Source organism: Massilia sp. CCM 8734 (genome assembly GCF_011682155.1).
Lineage (GTDB): Bacteria > Pseudomonadota > Gammaproteobacteria > Burkholderiales > Burkholderiaceae_D > Telluria_A > Telluria_A rubra.
Genome location: NZ_WHJI01000031.1, coordinates 69,013 through 87,966 on the forward strand (window position 1 = coordinate 69,013; position 18,954 = coordinate 87,966).

Genomic DNA, 18,954 nt, shown 5'->3' on the forward strand with positions numbered 1-18,954 from the left:
CAGAAACATCACGACGCGTGACAACAATGCAGAAAAGGTGTTGCGGAGAAAGCTAAATTTCCTTCAGTTACGTCAAAATCGCTACACCGACAAGACGTTTGCTGCGCAATGCATGCGTTAAATGCCTAGCCGCTGCAGCCGGCGCGCGCCTTGCCGTCGAGTGCCCCACCGCTGAGCGTGTGAAGTTGCACCGTCCCACCCGCCTTTGCGCTCAGGCAAAACCTGGCGCGATAAGTCCGTGGCGCGCTGGACAGCATCGGCGGCGTGATCTCGATCAGCGTCTCATAGACCTTGCCCGGCTGAAGTGGCAACGCTGTCGTTTTCGGCAAGACGGGTAAGCGCCCCGCATACGGAATACACAGGCGAAACGTGACCAGGAATGGCCGTTGCGGGGGGATCGACATGGCCCACATCAGCGCCTTCCCCGCTGGCGTTACCTCACTCACACTGATCGAACGAAATTCCGGCGCCCCGAAGCGGAGCTCATCTTTCTGAAAGACCGTAAAGCATGGCGTGCCGCCGCTGCCCATCCGCACATCGAGCTCGCCAACAGGCGGCGCCGCACAAGCGTTCACGCACCACGTGGCGGCAACGACAGCACACAAGATGAGCCGATTGGGTCGCATAAAAGATTCCCCCAGAAAAGATTCAGTAAGTAAATACCAAGAGTAAAGGGGTTCTTCTGAGCAGTGTTGACTGCGCACATGCGCAAACGTTATGCCGGACTTGACGCAGAATCAGGAAACTTGTCCGACCCGCCGCGCAGCGCGCCACGATGGATGCATTGAAGACAATAAAGCTGATTCAGGGGAGGAATGCGATCGCAACGCAAAGCAGAAGTGGGGACGGCCTGTCGCCATGCAAAGGCGCACGCTAGCGGCGCGCGCCGGGCAGATGATTGCGGCCCGCCGGATCGTGCCGGAAGCCAGCGAGCACCGTCTCGAACAGCCCCAGGCTGCGCGCGTAGCGCTGCTGCTCCATCGCCGTGGAGGAGCGCAGGAATTTGAGCACGAAATAGTCGGCCAGCAGGTCGCCCTGCGCCTCCATATTGAAGTCGGCCAGCGTCTTGTGCGCGGCCAGCTCGTACACATAGCTCAAGCCGATGCGCACCCCGCCGCGCCACCACACCGGATAGCCCAGCTGGTGCTGCCACACATGCACCATCTCATGCATGAACCAGTGGCGCGCGTGTTCGCTGCCGGCCGAAAAATCGGGCAGGCAGCGGGAGTGATGAAAGTAGATGGTGCCGTTGGGCGTCATGGCGCAGTTTTTCGGCTGCAGCCCGAACGGCAGGTAGCGCCGCGCGTGCACCTCCACCCGCGCGTAATCGATGGACTCGCCGAACAGCCTGGAGGCCATCTTGATTTCACCAGGCGTCATGGGACGCCCCGGTGTGCCGTGCAAAATCACGGAATCCAGCATTCGCGACAAACTAAATAAGGGCATGCGCCCAAGCATCAAGCTTGTCCAAGGTGTAGACAGGAGCCGCATGCGCGAGGAAGCTCGCAGCACGACCAAAATCGACTGGCAGAGCACCAGCCTCCAACACAGCAATCCGGTTCTCAATGTCGGACGCCACTTTCACGTCGAACAATTTCCCGTGAGCTTCATAGATGGTTGGCCAACTGATTTTGCCGTTTTCCAACGCGATGGGTTGAACGTAAATTATCTGGCCGTTTTTTTGTATGACACTGACCGGAAACTCAATCATGTGCCCACTTGCGCCTTGTACACGTAGGCCTGCGACCACTCTTTCCATGCCAAGCTGCGCCTGCAATTCACGAAGCACTACTGCATGAAATTTAGCCTGAGCGAATTTTGGACGCCATGAAGCCGTTTTATATGAAAGAGCAAGGGCAAGCTTAACAGCGTCCCACAGTGAACCTTGCAGCGAGTCCAAACTGCCGGATGCTTCAATGCTGAAGTCGTTACCGAATTCCGCCATGGACACCCCAAAGGTGCGGTTGAGCGCATCTATTCGGCTCTTATTTAGAACAACACCTTCTTGCTCGGCATGGATCGCAGTCTCGGATGCGTCTGTGAGAAAGAAAGTGCTATCTGAAGGCTGCGAAATGTAGAACGCGATCAACTGGCCGCCATCACCCATTGGTATAGGTGCGACAGCACGCACCGAGCGTACACCCGCTGGAGAACATTGCCATCCTGTGATTGAGGCTAATTTTTCGCAGTTCATTCCAGGAAACTCATCGATTTTCCGTACATCGGATGCTTAATATCGCCGTTAAGCCATAGGTTAACACGTTGGCAAAAAACCGTCATGATTTCCTCAAGTTCGACCAGAGGAGGCTCAATCGGTTCAGCGTAGCCGTCTGCCGCACTCGTCCAGATATGCATGTGCGTGGTTGCGTCTATTTTCATTCCGGAAAATGGCATCCCGCTAACAATACGGTTTGTATGAACTTGCCCCTTCAAAGTATCAATCGCGAAAACTCGATGTTCCCGGATCCAGATTGAAACGTAAAACGCTTCAGGCAGCTCTATAATTGAAGCACCGCGAACCTTCAGCCCTTTGGGCCGATAGTGCGCTCTGAAGTTAGCCTCGTCGGAGATCGAACTTCCCAAGTAACAGCGACTCTCGAAAGCTCTCCATTGCGGAGTCTTCAAACTTGGACGATCTGTCCACTCCATCACCCGGACGAGCGACTTTTTTAATGACAAGAAAGCGGCAACGTCCTGTTCAGTTGGTCGGGCCATTGCTGCTCTCTACTGACAGGCAAAGATAATTGTGGCCTTAGGGTAATTTCCCAAGACGTATGGACCAGGATTTTCAGTAGACGAAACGAGCTTCATCACCTTACCCATACTGGCACATTTACTACCGGCTTCCACCAACGCCTCAGCAAGTAAAGGTTCGCGCCCACTTGGAAACGCGCCCGCCTGCCGAGAAACTACAAACGTGTCAGGCCCAGCAGGTATAGCACCCGTAGTTGACGTCGCACAGCCGGAGAGAATCAAACTGAAAACAATAAGTAGTCGCAACATTGAAATTTCCTTAATATTGACAGAGAGTGTACGCATGCATCAGCTGCCTGTCTATAAAGCAAAGAAATGTCGTCGCAGACTATCGTTTTCTCACTGTCTGATGCATGAAACAGTGGCGCGCGTGTTCGTTGCCGATGGCGCAGTTTTTCGGCTGCAGCCCGAACGGCAGGTAGCGCCGCGCGTGCACCTCCACCCGCGCGTAATCGATGGACTCGCCGAACAGCCTGGAGGCCATCTTGATTTCACCAGGCGTCATGGGACGCCCCGGTTGGCCGCGCCAGAAAGGTCGCACCGCCATCAAGCCTTAGCGCAGCGCAGACGCCGCCCTGGCCAGCTCGGTGATGCGGGCCCAGTCGCCGGCCAGGATCGCGTCCTTCGGCGTGAGCCACGAACCGCCCACGCAGGCCACGTTCTTACACGCCAAAAACTGCGGCGCGGTCTCGATCGAAATGCCGCCGGTCGGGCAGAACGTCACATCCGGCAGCGGTCCGCCGATCGCATTGAGCATGCCCACACCGCCCGCCGGCACCGCCGGGAACAGCTTGAGTTGACGAAAACCCGCTTCGCGCGCGGCCATCACTTCGGACGGCGTCATCACGCCCGGCAGCAGCGGCAAGCCGCTTTTGCGCGCCGCCTCGATCAAGGAGGCGGTCAGGCCCGGCGAAACGCCGAACACCGCGCCCGCGTCGCGCGCCGCCGCAAATTCATCGGCCTGCGTCAGCGTGCCGACGCCGACGATGGCGCCTTCCACCTGCGCCATCGCGCGGATCGCGCCCAGGCCGTGCGCGGTGCGCAAGGTCACTTCAAGCACGCGGATGCCGCCCGCAACGAGCGCCTTTGCCAGCGGCACCGCATGGTCTGGATCGTCGATGGCGATCACGGGAATCACGCTCGCCGAGCGCATGATGTCGAGTAGGGTCATGGTCATTTTGGGTTCTTGATCAAAAAGTCTTCGTCGGAGCCGGGCACGGTATCGCCAATGTCGGCGGTGTCGTGCAGCGACACGGTGGTAGGAATCGGCGACGGCAGCGGGAAGGTGGTGGCGCCCTTCTCCGCTTCGCTGATCGCATTGCGGAACATCGTAAACAGTTCACGGCCCATGCCGATATGGCTGGACGACAGGTCGGCCGTGGCCTGCGAGCGCGCGGCCCACACGGCGGCCGGCACCAGCGCCTCCAGGGTACCGGTGGTGGCGTCGAGACGGATGATGTCGCCGTCGCGCACCAGTCCCAGCGGGCCGCCCGCCAGGATCTCGGGCGAGACGTGGATCGCGGCCGGCACCTTGCCCGACGCGCCGGACATGCGCCCGTCGGTCACCAGCGCCACGTGGCGGCCGGCATCCTGCAGATTGGCCAGCGCCGGCGTGAGCGCGTGCAGTTCCGGCATGCCGTTGGCGCGCGGCCCCTGGAAGCGCAGCACCGCCACGAAGTCGCGATCGAGCTTGCCCGCCGTGTAGGCGTGCATGAAGTCCTCCTGCGAATTGAAAGTCAGCGCCGGCGCTTCGACGATACGGTGCTCTTCCTTGACCGCCGAGATTTTCATCACCGCGCGGCCCAGGTTACCGGCCACCAGGATCATGCCGCCGTCGCGCGCGAACGGCGCCGCCGCCGGGCGCAGCACGCTGTCGTCGCCGCTCAATTCCGGCAGTTCCTTCCAGATCGCCTTTTCGCCATCGAGGAAGGGCTCAAGGCAGTGCGCGCGCAAGCCCTTGCCGAGGATAGTGGTCACGTCGTCGTGCAGCAGGCCCGCGTCGAGCAGTTCGCGGATCACGAAACCGGGGCCGCCGGCGGCCTGGAAGTGGTTCACGTCGGCGTCGCCGTTCGGATAGATCCGGGTGAGCATCGGTATGATCGCCGACAGCTCGTTGAAGTCGTTCCAGTCGATCACGATGCCGGCCGCCTTGGCGATCGCCACCAGGTGCAAGGTGTGGTTGGTCGAGCCGCCGGTAGCGAGCAGGCCGATCACCGCGTTGACGATGCACTTTTCATCGACGATCTGGCCGACCGGCGTGTAGCTGCCGCCCTGCTGCGAAATGGCGACCGCGCGCTGCGCCGCGGCGCGCGTGAGGCCGTCGCGCAGCGCCGTGCCCGGGGTGATGAAAGCGGCGCCCGGCATGTGCAGGCCCATGATTTCCATCAGCATCTGGTTGCTGTTGGCGGTGCCGTAGAAGGTGCAGGTGCCGGCCCCGTGATACGACTGCGACTCGCATTCGAGCAGCTCTTCGCGCGTGGCCTTGCCCTGCGCGTACAGCTGGCGGATGCGCGCCTTTTCCTTGTTCGACATCCCGGTCGTCATCGGCCCGGCCGGCACGAACACCGCCGGCAGGTGGCCGAAGTGCAGCGCGCCGATCAACAGGCCCGGCACGATCTTGTCGCACACGCCCAGGTACACCGCCGAATCGAACATATTGTGCGACAGCGCGATGGCGGTGGCCATGGCAATCGCGTCGCGCGAAAACAGCGACAATTCCATGCCCGGCTGGCCCTGCGTGACGCCATCGCACATGGCGGGCACGCCGCCGGCGAACTGCGCCACTGCGCCCACCTCGCGCACCGCATCCTTGATAATGGCCGGGAAGTGCTCGAACGGCTGATGCGCCGACAGCATGTCGTTGTAGGCCGAGACGATCGCCACCGATGGCTTCTTCACCTGCTTGAGCATCAGCTTGTCGTTGGCCGGGAAGGCGGCAAAGCCGTGCGCCAGGTTGGTGCACGACAGGGCGCCGCGTTGCGGGCCGTCGACGCGTGCCGCGTCGAGGTGCGCCAGGTACGCGCCGCGCGATGGGCGGCTGCGTTCGATGATGCGTTTGGTGACCGATTCAACTACGGGATGCAACGCCATGGTCGTTCCTTATGAATTTATTTCGTGAAATTTTACTACAAAATTCGCCACTACCGTACATCCTGGTCGCCAGGCTTGCTCACTTTAGTCATCCGTTGCCAAGCAACAGTCGATGAAGATGACTGGCAACATCTATAAAGGCAGGCGTTCGACTACTTGTGGCCGCCAGTTTTTTGTAGTGAATTTACGTGAATTTCTGTATCATTCGATAATCTTCTGCGATGCGCTGGCCGCGCGGCCGGCACCCGATTTTAACCAACCGAACAGCGAGTACCAATGCGCCAGCCTGCCCTTACCTCCACCGCCAGCTTCCAGGCCCTCGAAACGTACGCGATCGAGGCCGAAGACTGGGAATTGCGCGGCCTGTTTGCCGCCGACCCGCAACGCTTCCCGAAACTGACCGTCGATGCGGCGGGTTTGTTCCTAGACTATTCAAAAAACCGGCTTGACGGGCGCACGCTTGAACTGCTGGTCGAGCTGGCGCAGGAGCGCGGCGTCGAAACCCAGCGCGACGCCATGTTCGCCGGCGAGCGCATCAACCTCACCGAACGGCGCGCCGTGCTGCACACCGCCCTGCGCGCGCCGCGTGGCACGCCGCTGGTGGTCGACGGCCAGGACGTCAACGCCGACGTCCACGAAGTGCTCGACCGGGTGCGCATCTTCACCGACGCCGTGCGCGCCGGCACCTGGCTTGGCCACAGCGGCAAACCGATCACCGACATCGTCAACATCGGCATCGGCGGCTCCGACCTGGGACCGAAGATGATCTGCCTGGCGCTGCGTCAATACGCGCACCCGCGCCTGACCATGCACTTCGTCTCCAACGTCGACGGCCACGACATGGACGCCACGCTCGGCAAGGTCAATCCCGACACCACGCTGTTCATCATCGCCTCGAAAACCTTCACCACCACCGAAACGATGATGAACGCGCAGACCGCGCGCGCCTGGTTCCTGCAACACGCGCCGGAAGACGCGCTGGCGCGTCATTTCGTCGCCGTCTCCACCAACACCGAAGCGATCAAGGCCTTCGGCATCGACCCGGCCAATATGTTCCCGTTCTGGGACTGGGTCGGCGGACGCTATTCGGTGTGGTCGGCAATCGGCCTGTCGGTCGCGCTGTGCGTCGGTTTCGGCCACTTCAGCGACCTGCTGGCCGGCGCGCACGCGATGGACCAGCACTTCCGGGAAGCGCCGCTCGAAGCGAACATGCCGGTGCTGCTTGCGCTGGTGGGCTTCTGGAACCGCCAGTTCCTCGGTTGCGGCTCGGTCTCGATCGCTCCCTACCACCAGGACCTGAACCGCTTCCCGGCCTACCTGCAGCAGCTCGACATGGAAAGCAACGGCAAGCGCGTGACCAAGGGCGGCCAGCCGGTCGACACCCCGACCTGCCCGGTGATCTGGGGCGATTGCGGCACCAACGGCCAGCACGCCTACTTCCAGCTGCTGCACCAGGGTAGCGACATCACGCCGATCGACTTCATCGCCGCGCTGCGCCCCGGCCACGAACTGGAAAACCACCACGCCGCGCTGCTGGCAAACTGCTTCGCCCAGTCGGAAGCCTTCATGCGCGGCAAAACCATCGACGAAGTGCGGATCGATTTGCAGGCGCAAGGCTTGTCGCTGGCCGAAATCGAAGCGCTGGCGCCGCACAAGACCTTCCCCGGCAACCGTCCGAGCAACACGATCCTGATGGAGTACCTCAAGCCCTACACGCTCGGCGCCCTGGTCGCGCTGTACGAGCACAAGACCTTCGTGCAGGGCGTGATCTGGGATGTGAACAGTTTCGATCAGTGGGGCGTTGAACTGGGCAAGGTGCTGGCCAAGAAAATCGAGGCTGAACTGACCGGCGAGCCGCAGCCCGATCTGCACGACAGCTCCACCAATGGCCTGATCGCCATGGCCAAGGCGGCGGTGTAATGGGTACCGACGCCATCGCAGCGGCCATCGTGCTCGCCTACGACACCCCGATGCTGGTGGGCGAATGCCCGCTCTGGCACGCCGCCGAACAGACCTTGTACTGGGTCGACATCGGCGGCTTTATGGTGCACGCGCTGCACCCGGCCAGCGGCGTGCACCGCCAGTGGCGCATGGCGACCGAACCGGCGGCGCTGGCCATCCACGCCGGCGGCGGCCTGGTTGTGGCCACGCGCGCCGGCTTTGTGCACCTCGACACTGCCAGCGGCGCGGTTGCCGACATCGCCGCCGCGCCGTACGACACCGCCACCACGCGCTTTAACGATGGCCGGGTGGACGCGGCCGGGCGCTTCTGGGTCGGCACCATTTACGAGCCGCGCGACCAGCAGGCGGCGCAGATGTTCTGCCTGGAGAAAGGCGTTGTCAGCCTCAAATGGTCGGGCGGGATGATGAATTCGAACGGACTCGGTTTTACGCCGGACGGGCAAGCGATGTATCACGCCGACACCGCCGCGCACCGGATCGACCGCTATCGCTTCGACGTCGCAAGCGCAGAAGCGAAGGCGCGCGAGACGTTCCAGCTGTTTTCGGCCGATAAAAAGGCGGACGACTACGGCGGGCGGCCAGATGGCGCCGCGGTCGACAGCGAAGGCGCGTACTGGTGCGCGATGTTCGAAGGCGCGCGCCTGCTGCGCTTTGCGGCATCGGGCGAACTGCTGCGCGAAGTGAAGCTGCCGGTCAAGTGCCCGACCATGATCGCGTTCGGCGGCGACGACTTGCGCACCTTGTATGTAACCAGCGCCAGCCACGGGCGGCCGGAGGCGGAGCGCGCGAGCTATCCCTTGAATGGCTGCGTGCTGTCGCTGAGGGTGGAGGTGGCGGGGCGGGAGGAATACAAGTACCAGCCGTGATCTGACGTATCGTTAATCGCTGCTCCGTCGTTCCTGCCACTGGCAGAACCGACTCCCAGCATAGGCGGGAATCCATAGAACCGCTGAGCACAGGTGCTATGGATCCCCGCCTGCGCGGGGACGACGGACGCTAACGACGCAGCGTAGACGAACGAAAGTCGTGCACTACAACTTCGGCGTCATCGTATACAAATTCTTGAACTCGTTCTCCGTCCCCGGCCCCTTCTCTTTCCCCTGCATCTCGCGCTTGAGCACCACCAGCCGGTTATTCACCACCCCGAAGGTGAACTCTTCCTTCGTGGTCTTCTCATACGACATGAACACCATCAGCTTGGCCTTGATCGTGTGCGTCGTCACCGCCCCCAGCGGCACCCCGTCCGGTCCGAGCCAGAAACGCGCTTCAATCGTATTGTCCTTGATGCTGACGTTCTGGTTCACCTCTTCCTGCGGCGTCATCATCAGCTCCACCAGCCTGGCCGGCTTGCCCTGATACGTATCGGCGCGCTCCGCCTTGAACTGGCTGATCGCCAGCATCTGCAGCAAGCGCGGCGCGTAATTCATCGCCATCGCCAGGCGCGGCGCGGAACTCGACGACACCAGTTGCGACAAAGCCTGCTTGCGCTTGGCCCCCTTCGCCACGCTCGACTCGTCCGCCGCGCGCTTGAGCAGCCCGCGGTCCCAGCGGATCGCCAACCCGGCCGGATCGTCCTCCACCTGCGCCGCCGCCATCGCCGTTTCCGGTCCCTTGAGCGGCTTGGCGTCGAACTCCGTGTGCGTCTCGCGCACCTCGTACGCCGCCCGCAACGTGCCCTGGCCCTGCAACAGCCCCAGCGCCGCTTTCATGTCGTCCAGGCCACTCGCGCACGCCGGACCGGCGGCCAGCAGCACCGCTATTACCAAGTATTTCATATCCATCCTATCGAGTTAATCGCTACCAGGGCGATCGAGGGTTGTGGGATTGCCATCGATTCCGTTGAGTAATATACCTGCTAACAACGGTGCACGACAAAATAGCAGTTGTACTGAAACGATTCGATGCCCGGTGATAAACTAGCGTGCAATTAAGAATGCATAAAACACATTGAAGGAAGTCATTTGAACATGCTGGTCAAAACAGGCATCACCGGACTGGACGAAGTTCTGCTGGGGGGCATCCCACGTGGCAACAACCTGATCGTGGAAGGCGCGCCCGGCACCGGCAAGACCACGCTCGGCCTGGGATTCATCTACGCCGGCGCGGCCCTGTACGACGAACCCGGCGCCATCGTCTCGTTCGAACTCGATACGGCCAAGCTGCTGCGCGACGCGGCGGGCTTCAACTGGGACCTGCAAGGCTTGATCGACGCCGGCAAGATCAAGGTGATCCAGACCAGTCCGGCCGTGCTGCTCGGCGAGTTCCGCAATGCCGACGGCGCCTTTGCCGACGCCCTCAAGTCGATCGGCGCCAAGCGCCTGCTGATCGACGGCCTGACCCCGATGCGCCTGTACGCCGAAGTGCACGACAAGCCGTTCCGCGAAGATGTGCACCTGCTCATCGAAGGCCTGGCGCGGATCGGCGTGACCACCATGGTCACGGCCGAACGCGACGAGAGCCTCGGTTCGGTGCCGTCGCACGAGCGCTTCGTGTTCGACACCATCATCTCGCTGGCGCGCGAAGAGCACCGCCGCCGCGTGCACCGGCGCCTGACGGTACTCAAGTCGCGCGGCCAGGATTTCATCGCCGGCAGCCACACCATGCGCATCGAAGGCGGGCGCGGGGTCCACGTCTACCGCCGCGCGCAGTCGCGCCCGATCAGCCTGATCGACCAGCAAACCTCCGACCAGCGCATCTCGACCGGCTCGAGGGCCATCGACGAGATGATGGACGGCGGCCTGTATGCCGGCTCGGTCACCATGGTCAGCGGCATCTCGGGCACCGGCAAGACGGTGTTCAGCGTGCAGTTCCTCACTGCGGCCATCAGCACCGGCCACAAGACGCTGCTGGTGAGCCTGGACGAACACCCGCGCCAGTTGATCCGCAACGCCGCCACCCTCGGTTTCGACCTGGCCGGCCTGATGGACAAGGGAGAACTGTTCATCCACTACGAGTCCCCGCTCGAACTCGAACTCGATATCCACTTCGACCGCATCATCAAGCTGGTCGAGGAAAAGGGCATCGACTGCGTGGTCTTCGACTCGTGCGCGGTGTACGAGATGACCAGCCCGACCGAGGTGGCCGACTACCTGTACGCGCTGGCCACCTTCTTCAAGAACCGGCTGGCGACCATCCTCTTCAATTACGAGAGCCCCGAGCTGCTGGGCATTTCGCAGATCAGCGAAGAGCTCAAGGGCTCGCACCTGGTCGACAACATCATCCTGCTCAATTATGTCGAAATCTCCACCGTGCTGCGGCGCGCGATCGCCGTGCCCAAGGTGCGCGGCAGCCGCAATCGCCAGATCACGCGCGAATACGTGATTGCCGAAGGCGGCTTGCAGCTGCTCGACGAAGAAGGCGCTTACGCCGATCCGGCCGGCGTGGTGCCTCAGTTGCCGTTTTCCTCGTATTACGGCCTGCTTTCGCGCTCGCCGTCGCGCCAGAGTCCTCTCATCGAAGACGCCGTGGCGCGCGGCACGCCCCTGCCCGACTCGGTCGAACTGCCGACCGATAATCCGACATGATCAACCTGGCCGTCGCCAGCGATGCCGGCATCGACTGGGATGAATGGATCACGCCGCTGACCCAGTTTTCGCAGGCCAGCGGCCTGACGGTGTCGCTGTACGACGTGCGCGGCTGGCGCCAGGTGGGGCCGCTGGTGGCTTCCTCCACCGCGCGCGTGCTCGCCACATCCACCTTGTGGCGCGAGGACGGCCCCGGCACGGCCCTGGAGAAGCGTATCGCCGCGCGCGTGTTCGCCGGCCAGAGCGCCGAAGAAAGCAGTTTTCATGGCATGCGCGTGTGCAGCCTGGCGCTGACCCAGTTCGGCCAGGTGTACGGGGTGCTGGTGTACGGCTGGCGCTTCAACGACTTCAGTTCGCCGATGGCGTGCGAGAGCATCGGCGTGCAAGTGGGCGTGTCGGGCAATACGCTGTGGAGCGAAGTACGGCTCGAGTCGCCGGTGTCCGAAGCGCGCCTGGCCACCTACGGCGCGCTGCTGCAAACGCTGGCCGGGTCGATCGACCGCCAGCGCGAAACCATCGAAGAACTCAATCGCCTCAACCGCGCGCGCGACCTGTTTCTGGCGACCGTGTCGCACGAGATGCGCACGCCGCTGTCGGCGCTATCGATGCGCATCGAGGTGCTGCTCAAAACCGTGAGCGACCTGCCGCCGAAGGTGGAAAGCGGCTTGATGGCGATGCGCGTGCACATCGGCCAGGAAGCGGCCATGATCGACGACCTGATCGACGCCGCGCGCACCCTGACCGGGCAAATGTCGATCACGCGCACCGCCGTGACGCTGGGACAGGTGATGCGCGACGCCTTGTCGACGGTGGAAGGCAGCGCCAGCGAAAAGGAGATCATGCTGGCGGTCACGCCGGTCGATTACGGCGACCGGGTGCGCTTGGAAGCGGACGGGCGGCGCTTGCAGCAGGTGCTGTGGAATCTGCTGTTCAACGCAATCAAGTTCACGCCGCGCGGGGGGGCCATCCGCGTGGCGATCAGCGAGGGCGCCGAACAGGTGGAAATCGCCGTGGCCGATTCGGGCCAGGGCATCGCGGCGCACGATCTGCCGCACGTGTTCGGGGCCTTCAACCTGCAGCGCCACGCCAATGCGGCCGGACTGGGACTGGGCTTGTACATTGCGCGCCACCTGGTGGAACTGCACGGCGGCTCGCTGTCGGTGGCCAGCGCGGGCAGGGACAAGGGGACCACGTTTACGATCCGCTTGCCGGTAAAGTGAGTGGGCAATACCCCCAAGCGGCCAATGTCCTTACTTCTGCTGCGCACAGAACGCCGGCACCTGGCCGAGTTCACCCAGCCAGGCGCACATGGTACCCCTGGCAAACGGATAGTCGGGATGCGGAGCCTGTGGATCGACGTTCGGCGCCGGCAGGCTGCTTTCCAGCGGCGGCGACCCCGGCGCAAGATCCGGATGCGCGTCGGCAAAGGTGCCGCAGCGATTCAACTCGTAGATCCAGGCATGCAGCGTGTGGAATTGCGGCATCCACTTGACATCGGGGGCGACCGGCAAGCCTCGCGCGATGGCACTCGCCGGCAGGCACTGTTTCGGGCTCACCCCCTGCCGGAAGAAAGGCTGTGCTCCGGGCACGAAGCAGGCAGGTCGTGCGGCCGCCCGCAACTCGTCCGTTCCAGCCAAGGTTATCAGCGCAGTCAGCGCCGACCTTGCGCCATCCTGATGTTTTCAGGCAGGCGGATCGCATCGGCTCGATCTGGAAATACGTAGTAAAATTTCTTGCGAACCACATATATATGTAGTAAATTTACACAAACAGCTTCGCTACCCTTTCTGCTTGTGCTCCCTTGCGTGCGCCAGCCGGCGGCAACTAGCGGCATCATCATCCGGCCCCCTACTTTCTGCGATCACATACTATGGCTCTTACCGATTTTGACCTCGTTCTTTTTGGCGGCAGCGGCGATCTGTCGATGCGCAAGCTGCTCCCCGCGATGTACGCGCGCGATGTCGCCAACGACCTGCCGCAGACCGCGCGCATCATCTGCGTCGGCCGCAACGACATCTCGCAAGAAGAATTCCTGCAAACGGTCGACAGCACCGCCAAACCGCACGTGAAAAAGCTGGTCGAGGAAGGCTGGGCCAAGTTCGTCAAGCGCATCGTCTACGTGTCGCTCAACGCCACCGACGCGGCCACCTACCCCGCCCTGGTCGAAGCCCTGCGCAACGACGACAAGATCACCCGCGTCTACTACCTGGCCACGCCGCCGCACCTGTTTGCGCAAATCTGCGACAACCTGGCCGCCGCCGGTCTTGCCACCGCCAACTCGCGCGTGGTGCTCGAAAAGCCACTCGGGCGCGACCTGGAATCGGCCAAGCAGATCAACTTTGAAGTCGGCAAGGTCTTCGCCGAATCGCAGATCTACCGGATCGACCACTACCTCGGCAAAGAGACGGTCCAGAACCTGCTGGCCCTGCGCTTCGGGAACATCCTGTTCGAGCCGCTGTGGCGCCGCGAATGGATCTCGGACGTGCAGATCACCATCGCCGAAAAAATCGGCGTGGGCAACCGCATGGGTTATTACGATACCTCCGGCGCCCTGCGCGACATGCTGCAAAACCACCTGCTGCAACTGCTTTGCATCGTCGCCATGGAACCACCCACCTCGATCGCTCCCGACGCCGTGCGCGACGCCAAGCTGCAGGTGCTGCGCTCGCTCAAGCGCTTCACCCCGACCACCCTGGCGCAGAACATCGTGCGCGGCCAGTACCGCGCCGGCCATGTCGATGGCAAGGCCGTGCCGAGCTACCGCGACGAACCGGATGCGCCGCAGCAGTCGCGCACCGAGACGTTCGTGGCCATGAAAGCCGAAATCGATACCTGGCGCTGGGCCGGCGTGCCGTTCTACCTGCGCACCGGCAAGCGCATGGCCGGCGGCCTGGCCGAAATCGTGGTGCGCTTCAAGCAGATTCCGCACTCGATCTTCAACCAGCCGACCAGCAGTTTCCAGCCAAACAGCCTGGTGATCCGCCTGCAACCGGACGAAGGCCTGTCGCTGAACCTGATGGCCAAGACGCCGGGCGACAGCATGCGCCTGAAACAAGCCGAACTCGAACTCGATTTCCGCGAGCAGTTCAAGACCCCGCGCATGGACGCCTACGAGCGCCTGCTGCTGGACGTGCTGCGCGGTCAACTGACCCTGTTCATGCGCGGCGACGAACTGGAAGCGGCGTGGGAATGGGTCGAACCGATCCTCGATCATTGGGACCAGGAAGACAGCGTGCCGATTCCGTACAGCGCCGGCACCTGGGGACCCGCCGCCGCCAGCGCGTTGATAGGACGCGACGGCTTGCAATGGCGCGAAGAAGCGCTCCCTGAAGACTAAATAGTGGGAGCGCAAGGAGTCTGGCCTTGCAAGGCCAGACCGTTACGCAGGCGCGGTGCGGTGCACCGCGAAACCCCTGCTTCACCGCTCCCTGAAGACTGAATAGTGGGAGCGCAAGGAGTCTGGCCTTGCAAGGCCAGACCGTTACGCAGGCGCGGTGCGGTGCACCGCGAAACCCCTGCTTCACCATTGCCAGAAGACTAACGGAAGACAAAACCCGTGCTTTTAGACTCCATCCGCACCCAGCTCGACTCGCTCTCCAAATCGGAGAAAAAAGTCGCGCTGGCCGTGCTCGAACAGCCGTCTGCCACGGTCAGCCAGAACATCACCGCGCTGGCCAAGAGCGCGCAGGTGTCCGAGCCGACCGTGGTGCGCTTTTGCCGCACCTTGGGTTACGACGGCTGGCACGAGTTCAAGCTCAAACTGGCGCAGGGCCTGGCCCTTGCCCTGCCCGGCGCCAACGAGCAGCCTACCCAGGACGACCTGGCGGCGGACCTGGTCAACAAGATCTGCAGCCGCTCGATCAACACCCTGCTCGACCTGCGCAATAACCTCAATCCCGAAGCGATCCAGCGCGCGCTCGATATTTTGTCGCGCGCGAAAAAGATCGAGTTCTACGGCCAGGGCACGTCCGGCATCGTCGCCACCGACGCCCAGCACAAATTCTTCCGCTCGGGCGTGCCGACGGTGGCCTACGCCGACCCGGCCATCCACAGCATTGCCGCCTCGCTGCTGCACGCCGGTGACGCGGTGGTGGCCATTTCCCAACGCGGAAACAACTCGGCGCTGGTGCGCTCGGCCAAGCTGGCGCGCCGTGGCGGGGCCGATGTGATCGTGCTGGCGCCCTCGGGCACCCCGCTGGCCGACATGGCCACGGTGCTGATCCCGATCGACTTGGTGTTCAACATCGACCCGTACACGCCGATTTCGGCGCGCCTGGCCTACCTGGTGGTGATCGACGTGCTGGCGGTGGGGCTGGCCCTGCAGCGCGGGCCGGAGTTCAGGAAGAAGATGCAGAACGCGCAGAAGGCGTTGCAGGAATTCGACATGCAATTCGATTCCTTTATCGGATAGACAAGCCGGTACATGGTTGTACAATAAGGCTCTGATCTCTCACCAGTTAGCGCAACCATGAACCAACTCGAACAACTCAAGCAATTTACCAAGGTCGTTGCCGACACCGGCGATTTTCAGTCGATCAAACAGTACACGCCGCGCGACGCTACCACCAATCCGTCGCTGATCTTAAAAGCGGTGCAAAAGCCCGAATACAAACCCCTGCTCGAAAAAGCCGTGCGCGACTTCCCCGACCTGTCCACCGGCGACGTGATCGACCGCGTGCTGGTCGACTTCGGCATGGAAATCCTCAAGATCATTCCGGGGCGCGTCTCCACCGAGATCGATGCGCGCCTGTCGTTCGATACCGAAGCGACCGTCGCCAAGGGCCGCGAGCTGATCGCCCTGTACGAAGAAGCCGGCGCCGGCCGCGAGCGCGTCCTGATCAAGATCGCCTCGACCTGGGAAGGCATCCGCGCCGCCGAAATCTTGCAGAAAGAAGGCATCCGCTGCAATATGACCCTGCTGTTTTCGCTGGCCCAGGCCATCGCCTGCGCCGAAGCGGGCGCGCAGCTCATTTCGCCGTTCGTCGGCCGCATCTACGACTGGTTCAAGAAAGCCAACGACCTTGAGTATACCGGCGCGGAAGATCCAGGCGTGCAGTCGGTCAAGCGCATCTATAACTACTACCGCAAGTTCGGCTACACCACCGAAGTGATGGGCGCGAGCTTTCGCAACACGTCGCAGATCCTGGAGCTGGCCGGCTGCGATTTGCTGACCATCAGCCCGGAACTGCTGCAAAAACTGGCCGACAGCAATGAGCCGGTCGAGCGCAAGCTCGTTGCCAATGCGTCGGCGGTGGCGATCGAGAAGGTGGCGATCGACGAGAAGACCTTCCGCTTCATGATGAACGAAGATGCGATGGCGACCGAGAAGCTGGCCGAAGGAATTCGCGCGTTCTGTGCGGATTCGGGCAAACTCAAGCAGATTATTACGGGTATGCGCTAGATCCTGAAGCGCTGACATCCCACCGCTACGTCGTTCCCGCGCAGGCGGGAACCTAAGTTTAACGATTCGCCTGTGGCCACGGAGTGAACTTGGGTTCCCGCCTGCGCGGGAACGACGGACTTACGGATAGCGGCTTGTCCATTATCAGCGCGGAACGACGACCTAATCAAGCGCGGAGAGAATCAAGATGCGTATCGACGATTTCCGCACCGAGCTGCTCCAGATTAAAATCCGGCATGATCAGCCAGCCGCGCACCAGTCCCTCGATCAAGATAAACAACCCCAGCGCCGCCGCTTGCGGCTTGACCGTGTCTTTTAACCGGCCATGCGCAATCCCTTCCTTCACGATCCGTTCGACACTGGCCAGGAAATGCTCGCGATGCTGCATCCGGCGCTCGCGAATCGCCGACAGTTCGCCCACGTACTCCAGCTTGAGCGTGGCGATCTCGAACACCCGGCGCGCCTTCGGATCGTTGATCGTCAAGTCGAACACGCACAGCGCATAGCTGCGCAAATGCCCGAGCGGGTCCTCGCCCGCCGCACCGGCCAGGGTCTGCATCGCCGACTCGAGCGGCATGGTGACGCGCTCCATCATGGCGTTGAACAGCGCGCCCTTGTCTTCGAAATGCCAGTAAATCGCACCGCGCGTCACCCCGGCCGCACTCGCAATATGCTGCAAGCTCGTTCCCGACACTCCCCGCTCGATGAACAACTGCTCGGCCGCATCCATGATGCTGTCGCGCGTTGCCAGCGCATCTTCCTTTGTCCTGCGGACCATGCAACTACTCCCTTTCAGGGGCTGTCAAACGTTAAACATACAGTCATGTTAGTATATTCCAAAATCAAGAAGCCCGCGATGAACTTTGTAATTACACCCTCCTGCGTGTGTAAGGACAGCTCGTCGCCTACTTAAAGGATGCACACGTAATGCGCCACACCCTCCTCCCTTCCCCGTCCGCGTCCCCGTCGCTGCGCCGGATCGCCGCCTGCACCCTCGCTGCGCTGGCTTTGTTATCGGCCTGCGGCGACAAGAAAGACGCAGCGCCAGGCGCCGGCTCCCAGCGCCCGCCGCCGGAAGTGGGGGTTATCACGGCCAGGTTCGAGCCGGTCGCCCTGCAAACCGAGCTGCCGGGCCGGGTCGAGCCGATCCGCGTGGCCCAGGTGCGTGCGCGCGTGAACGGCGTGGTGCTCAAGCGCTTGTTTACAGAGGGTAGCGAAGTCAAGGCCGGCCAGGAACTGTTCCAGATCGATCCAGCCGCGTACGCCGCCTCGCTCCTCTCCGCCCAGGCCACCCTCGGCAAGGCCCAGGCCAACCTGACCCAGGCCGCCGCCCAGGCCGCGCGCTACAAGCCGCTGGTGGAAGCGAACGCGGTCAGCAAGCAGGAATACATCAACGTCGTCGCCACCCAGAAGCAGGCCGAGGCCGACGTCGCAGCCGCCAGGGCGGCGGTGCAGATCGCCCAGATCAACAACGGCTACACCAAGGTCACCGCGCCGATCGCCGGTCGCATCGGCCGCGCACTGGTCACGGAAGGCGCGCTGGTGAGCGCCACCGAAGCGACCCAGCTGGCCCTGATCCAGCAAACCAATAACGTCTACGTCAACTTCACCCAGTCGGCCACCGACCTGCAACGCCTGCGCAAGTCGGCCAACCTGAAAGTGCGCAACGCCGAATCGCTGCCGGTGACGATCGTGATGGAAGACGGCTCCGAACTGGCGAACAAGGGCAAGCTGCTGTTTTCCGACGTGAGCGTCGACCCGACCTCGGGCCAGGTCACCCTGCGCGCCGAAGTGGGGAACCAGGATGGCATGCTGCTGCCGGGCCAGTACGTGCGCGTGCGCCTGTCGCAGGCCGAACTGCCGGCCGGGATGCTCATTCCCCAGCAAGCCGTCACGCGCGGCAGCCAGGGCGACACGGTCATCATCGTCGGGCCGGACGGCAAGCCCGGCCCGCGTCCGATCAAGGTGGCCTCGCAGCAGAACGGCAACTGGATCGTCCTGGAAGGCATCAAGCCGGGCGAACAGGTCGTCGTCGACGGCTTCCAGAAAATGCAGGCGCCCGGCATGACGGTCAAGCCGGTGCCGTGGACGCGCAACGCCGCGCCGGCAGCAGGTGGCGCGCCCGCCGCCGCCTCGTCTCCCGCCGCCGCTCCAGCCGCCAGTGCCGCCGCCGCGCCCGCGGCCAGCGCCGCGCCGGCCGCCGGACGTTAAACATATAACAGG

Annotated in this window: 18 protein-coding genes; 8 read left to right on the top strand and 10 right to left on the bottom strand. The window is 62.7% G+C overall.

The annotated features are described in order from the left end of the window. Positions 1-125 precede the first annotated feature (125 nt). The 7 genes from F2P46_RS24560 to edd all read right to left on the bottom strand — a co-directional run bounded on the left by F2P46_RS24560 (position 126) and on the right by edd (position 5,844). Entirely contained in the window at positions 126-626 is a 501-nt protein-coding gene (locus tag F2P46_RS24560; protein ID WP_166895133.1) for a hypothetical protein, read from the bottom strand. Between the two features lie 247 nt (positions 627-873). After that, positions 874-1,380, bottom strand: coding sequence for a Rhs element Vgr protein (locus F2P46_RS24565; protein WP_229509447.1), 507 nt, complete (start codon positions 1,378-1,380; stop codon positions 874-876). Positions 1,381-1,432: 52 nt separating this feature from the next. Next, positions 1,433-2,194, bottom strand: a complete 762-nt coding sequence (locus tag F2P46_RS24570; protein WP_166895135.1) for a DUF1828 domain-containing protein — start codon at positions 2,192-2,194, stop codon at positions 1,433-1,435. After that, positions 2,191-2,715 carry a hypothetical protein gene (locus F2P46_RS24575; RefSeq protein WP_166895137.1) on the bottom strand — a complete coding sequence of 175 codons (525 nt, stop codon included), beginning with the start codon at positions 2,713-2,715 and terminating at the stop codon, positions 2,191-2,193. Before F2P46_RS24575 ends, F2P46_RS24570 begins: the two co-directional genes overlap by 4 nt. Positions 2,716-3,082: 367 nt before the next feature. Continuing rightward, positions 3,083-3,259, bottom strand: a complete 177-nt coding sequence (locus F2P46_RS24580; RefSeq protein WP_166895139.1) for a hypothetical protein — start codon at positions 3,257-3,259, stop codon at positions 3,083-3,085. 48 nt (positions 3,260-3,307) lie between these two features. Then, complete coding sequence (eda, locus tag F2P46_RS24585) at positions 3,308-3,931, bottom strand: bifunctional 4-hydroxy-2-oxoglutarate aldolase/2-dehydro-3-deoxy-phosphogluconate aldolase (RefSeq protein ID WP_166895141.1); 624 nt, start codon at positions 3,929-3,931, stop codon at positions 3,308-3,310. Then, positions 3,928-5,844, bottom strand: coding sequence for a phosphogluconate dehydratase (gene edd, locus F2P46_RS24590; protein WP_166895143.1), 1,917 nt, complete (start codon positions 5,842-5,844; stop codon positions 3,928-3,930). The genes eda and edd overlap by 4 nt, the downstream gene beginning before the upstream one ends. A gap of 276 nt (positions 5,845-6,120) precedes the next feature. Between edd and pgi the strand changes: the two genes are divergently transcribed. After that, on the top strand, positions 6,121-7,764 hold the full coding sequence (pgi, locus tag F2P46_RS24595; RefSeq protein WP_166895145.1) for a glucose-6-phosphate isomerase: 1,644 nt from the start codon (positions 6,121-6,123) through the stop codon (positions 7,762-7,764). Then, positions 7,764-8,672: an SMP-30/gluconolactonase/LRE family protein gene (locus tag F2P46_RS24600; protein WP_229509448.1), complete on the top strand. Its 909-nt coding sequence runs from the start codon at positions 7,764-7,766 to the stop codon at positions 8,670-8,672. The genes pgi and F2P46_RS24600 overlap by 1 nt, the downstream gene beginning before the upstream one ends. A 165-nt stretch (positions 8,673-8,837) precedes the next feature. On the opposite strand, the gene F2P46_RS24605 is transcribed toward F2P46_RS24600, so the two are convergent. Further along, positions 8,838-9,581 (bottom strand): hypothetical protein, encoded by a 744-nt coding sequence (locus F2P46_RS24605; RefSeq protein ID WP_166895147.1) that lies wholly within the window; start codon positions 9,579-9,581, stop codon positions 8,838-8,840. Between the two features lie 192 nt (positions 9,582-9,773). Between F2P46_RS24605 and F2P46_RS24610 the strand changes: the two genes are divergently transcribed. Next, on the top strand, positions 9,774-11,330 hold the full coding sequence (locus F2P46_RS24610) for an ATPase domain-containing protein (RefSeq protein ID WP_166895149.1): 1,557 nt from the start codon (positions 9,774-9,776) through the stop codon (positions 11,328-11,330). Further along, entirely contained in the window at positions 11,327-12,550 is a 1,224-nt protein-coding gene (locus F2P46_RS24615) for a HAMP domain-containing sensor histidine kinase (RefSeq protein ID WP_166895151.1), read from the top strand. Before F2P46_RS24610 ends, F2P46_RS24615 begins: the two co-directional genes overlap by 4 nt. Positions 12,551-12,580: 30 nt before the next feature. Here the strand turns inward: F2P46_RS24615 and F2P46_RS24620 are convergent, their stop codons facing one another. Continuing rightward, entirely contained in the window at positions 12,581-12,886 is a 306-nt protein-coding gene (locus F2P46_RS24620; protein ID WP_166895153.1) for a hypothetical protein, read from the bottom strand. A 314-nt stretch (positions 12,887-13,200) separates the two neighbouring features. On the opposite strand from F2P46_RS24620, the gene zwf reads away from it, so the two are divergent. From zwf to tal, 3 genes are all read left to right on the top strand, one after another. Next, positions 13,201-14,667 (top strand): glucose-6-phosphate dehydrogenase, encoded by a 1,467-nt coding sequence (zwf, locus tag F2P46_RS24625; protein ID WP_166895155.1) that lies wholly within the window; start codon positions 13,201-13,203, stop codon positions 14,665-14,667. Between the two features lie 219 nt (positions 14,668-14,886). Continuing rightward, the gene (locus tag F2P46_RS24630) at positions 14,887-15,741 is read left to right on the top strand and encodes an SIS domain-containing protein (RefSeq protein ID WP_099875690.1); all 855 of its coding nucleotides are present in this window, start codon (positions 14,887-14,889) and stop codon (positions 15,739-15,741) included. 57 nt (positions 15,742-15,798) lie between these two features. Beyond that, positions 15,799-16,731, top strand: coding sequence for a transaldolase (gene tal / locus F2P46_RS24635; RefSeq protein ID WP_166895157.1), 933 nt, complete (start codon positions 15,799-15,801; stop codon positions 16,729-16,731). Between the two features lie 166 nt (positions 16,732-16,897). Here tal and F2P46_RS24640 read toward each other — a convergent pair whose 3' ends face one another. Then, the gene (locus F2P46_RS24640; protein ID WP_166895159.1) at positions 16,898-17,509 is read right to left on the bottom strand and encodes a TetR family transcriptional regulator; all 612 of its coding nucleotides are present in this window, start codon (positions 17,507-17,509) and stop codon (positions 16,898-16,900) included. A gap of 149 nt (positions 17,510-17,658) precedes the next feature. Between F2P46_RS24640 and F2P46_RS24645 the strand changes: the two genes are divergently transcribed. Continuing rightward, positions 17,659-18,942, top strand: coding sequence for an efflux RND transporter periplasmic adaptor subunit (locus F2P46_RS24645; protein WP_166895161.1), 1,284 nt, complete (start codon positions 17,659-17,661; stop codon positions 18,940-18,942). Positions 18,943-18,954 lie beyond the last annotated feature (12 nt).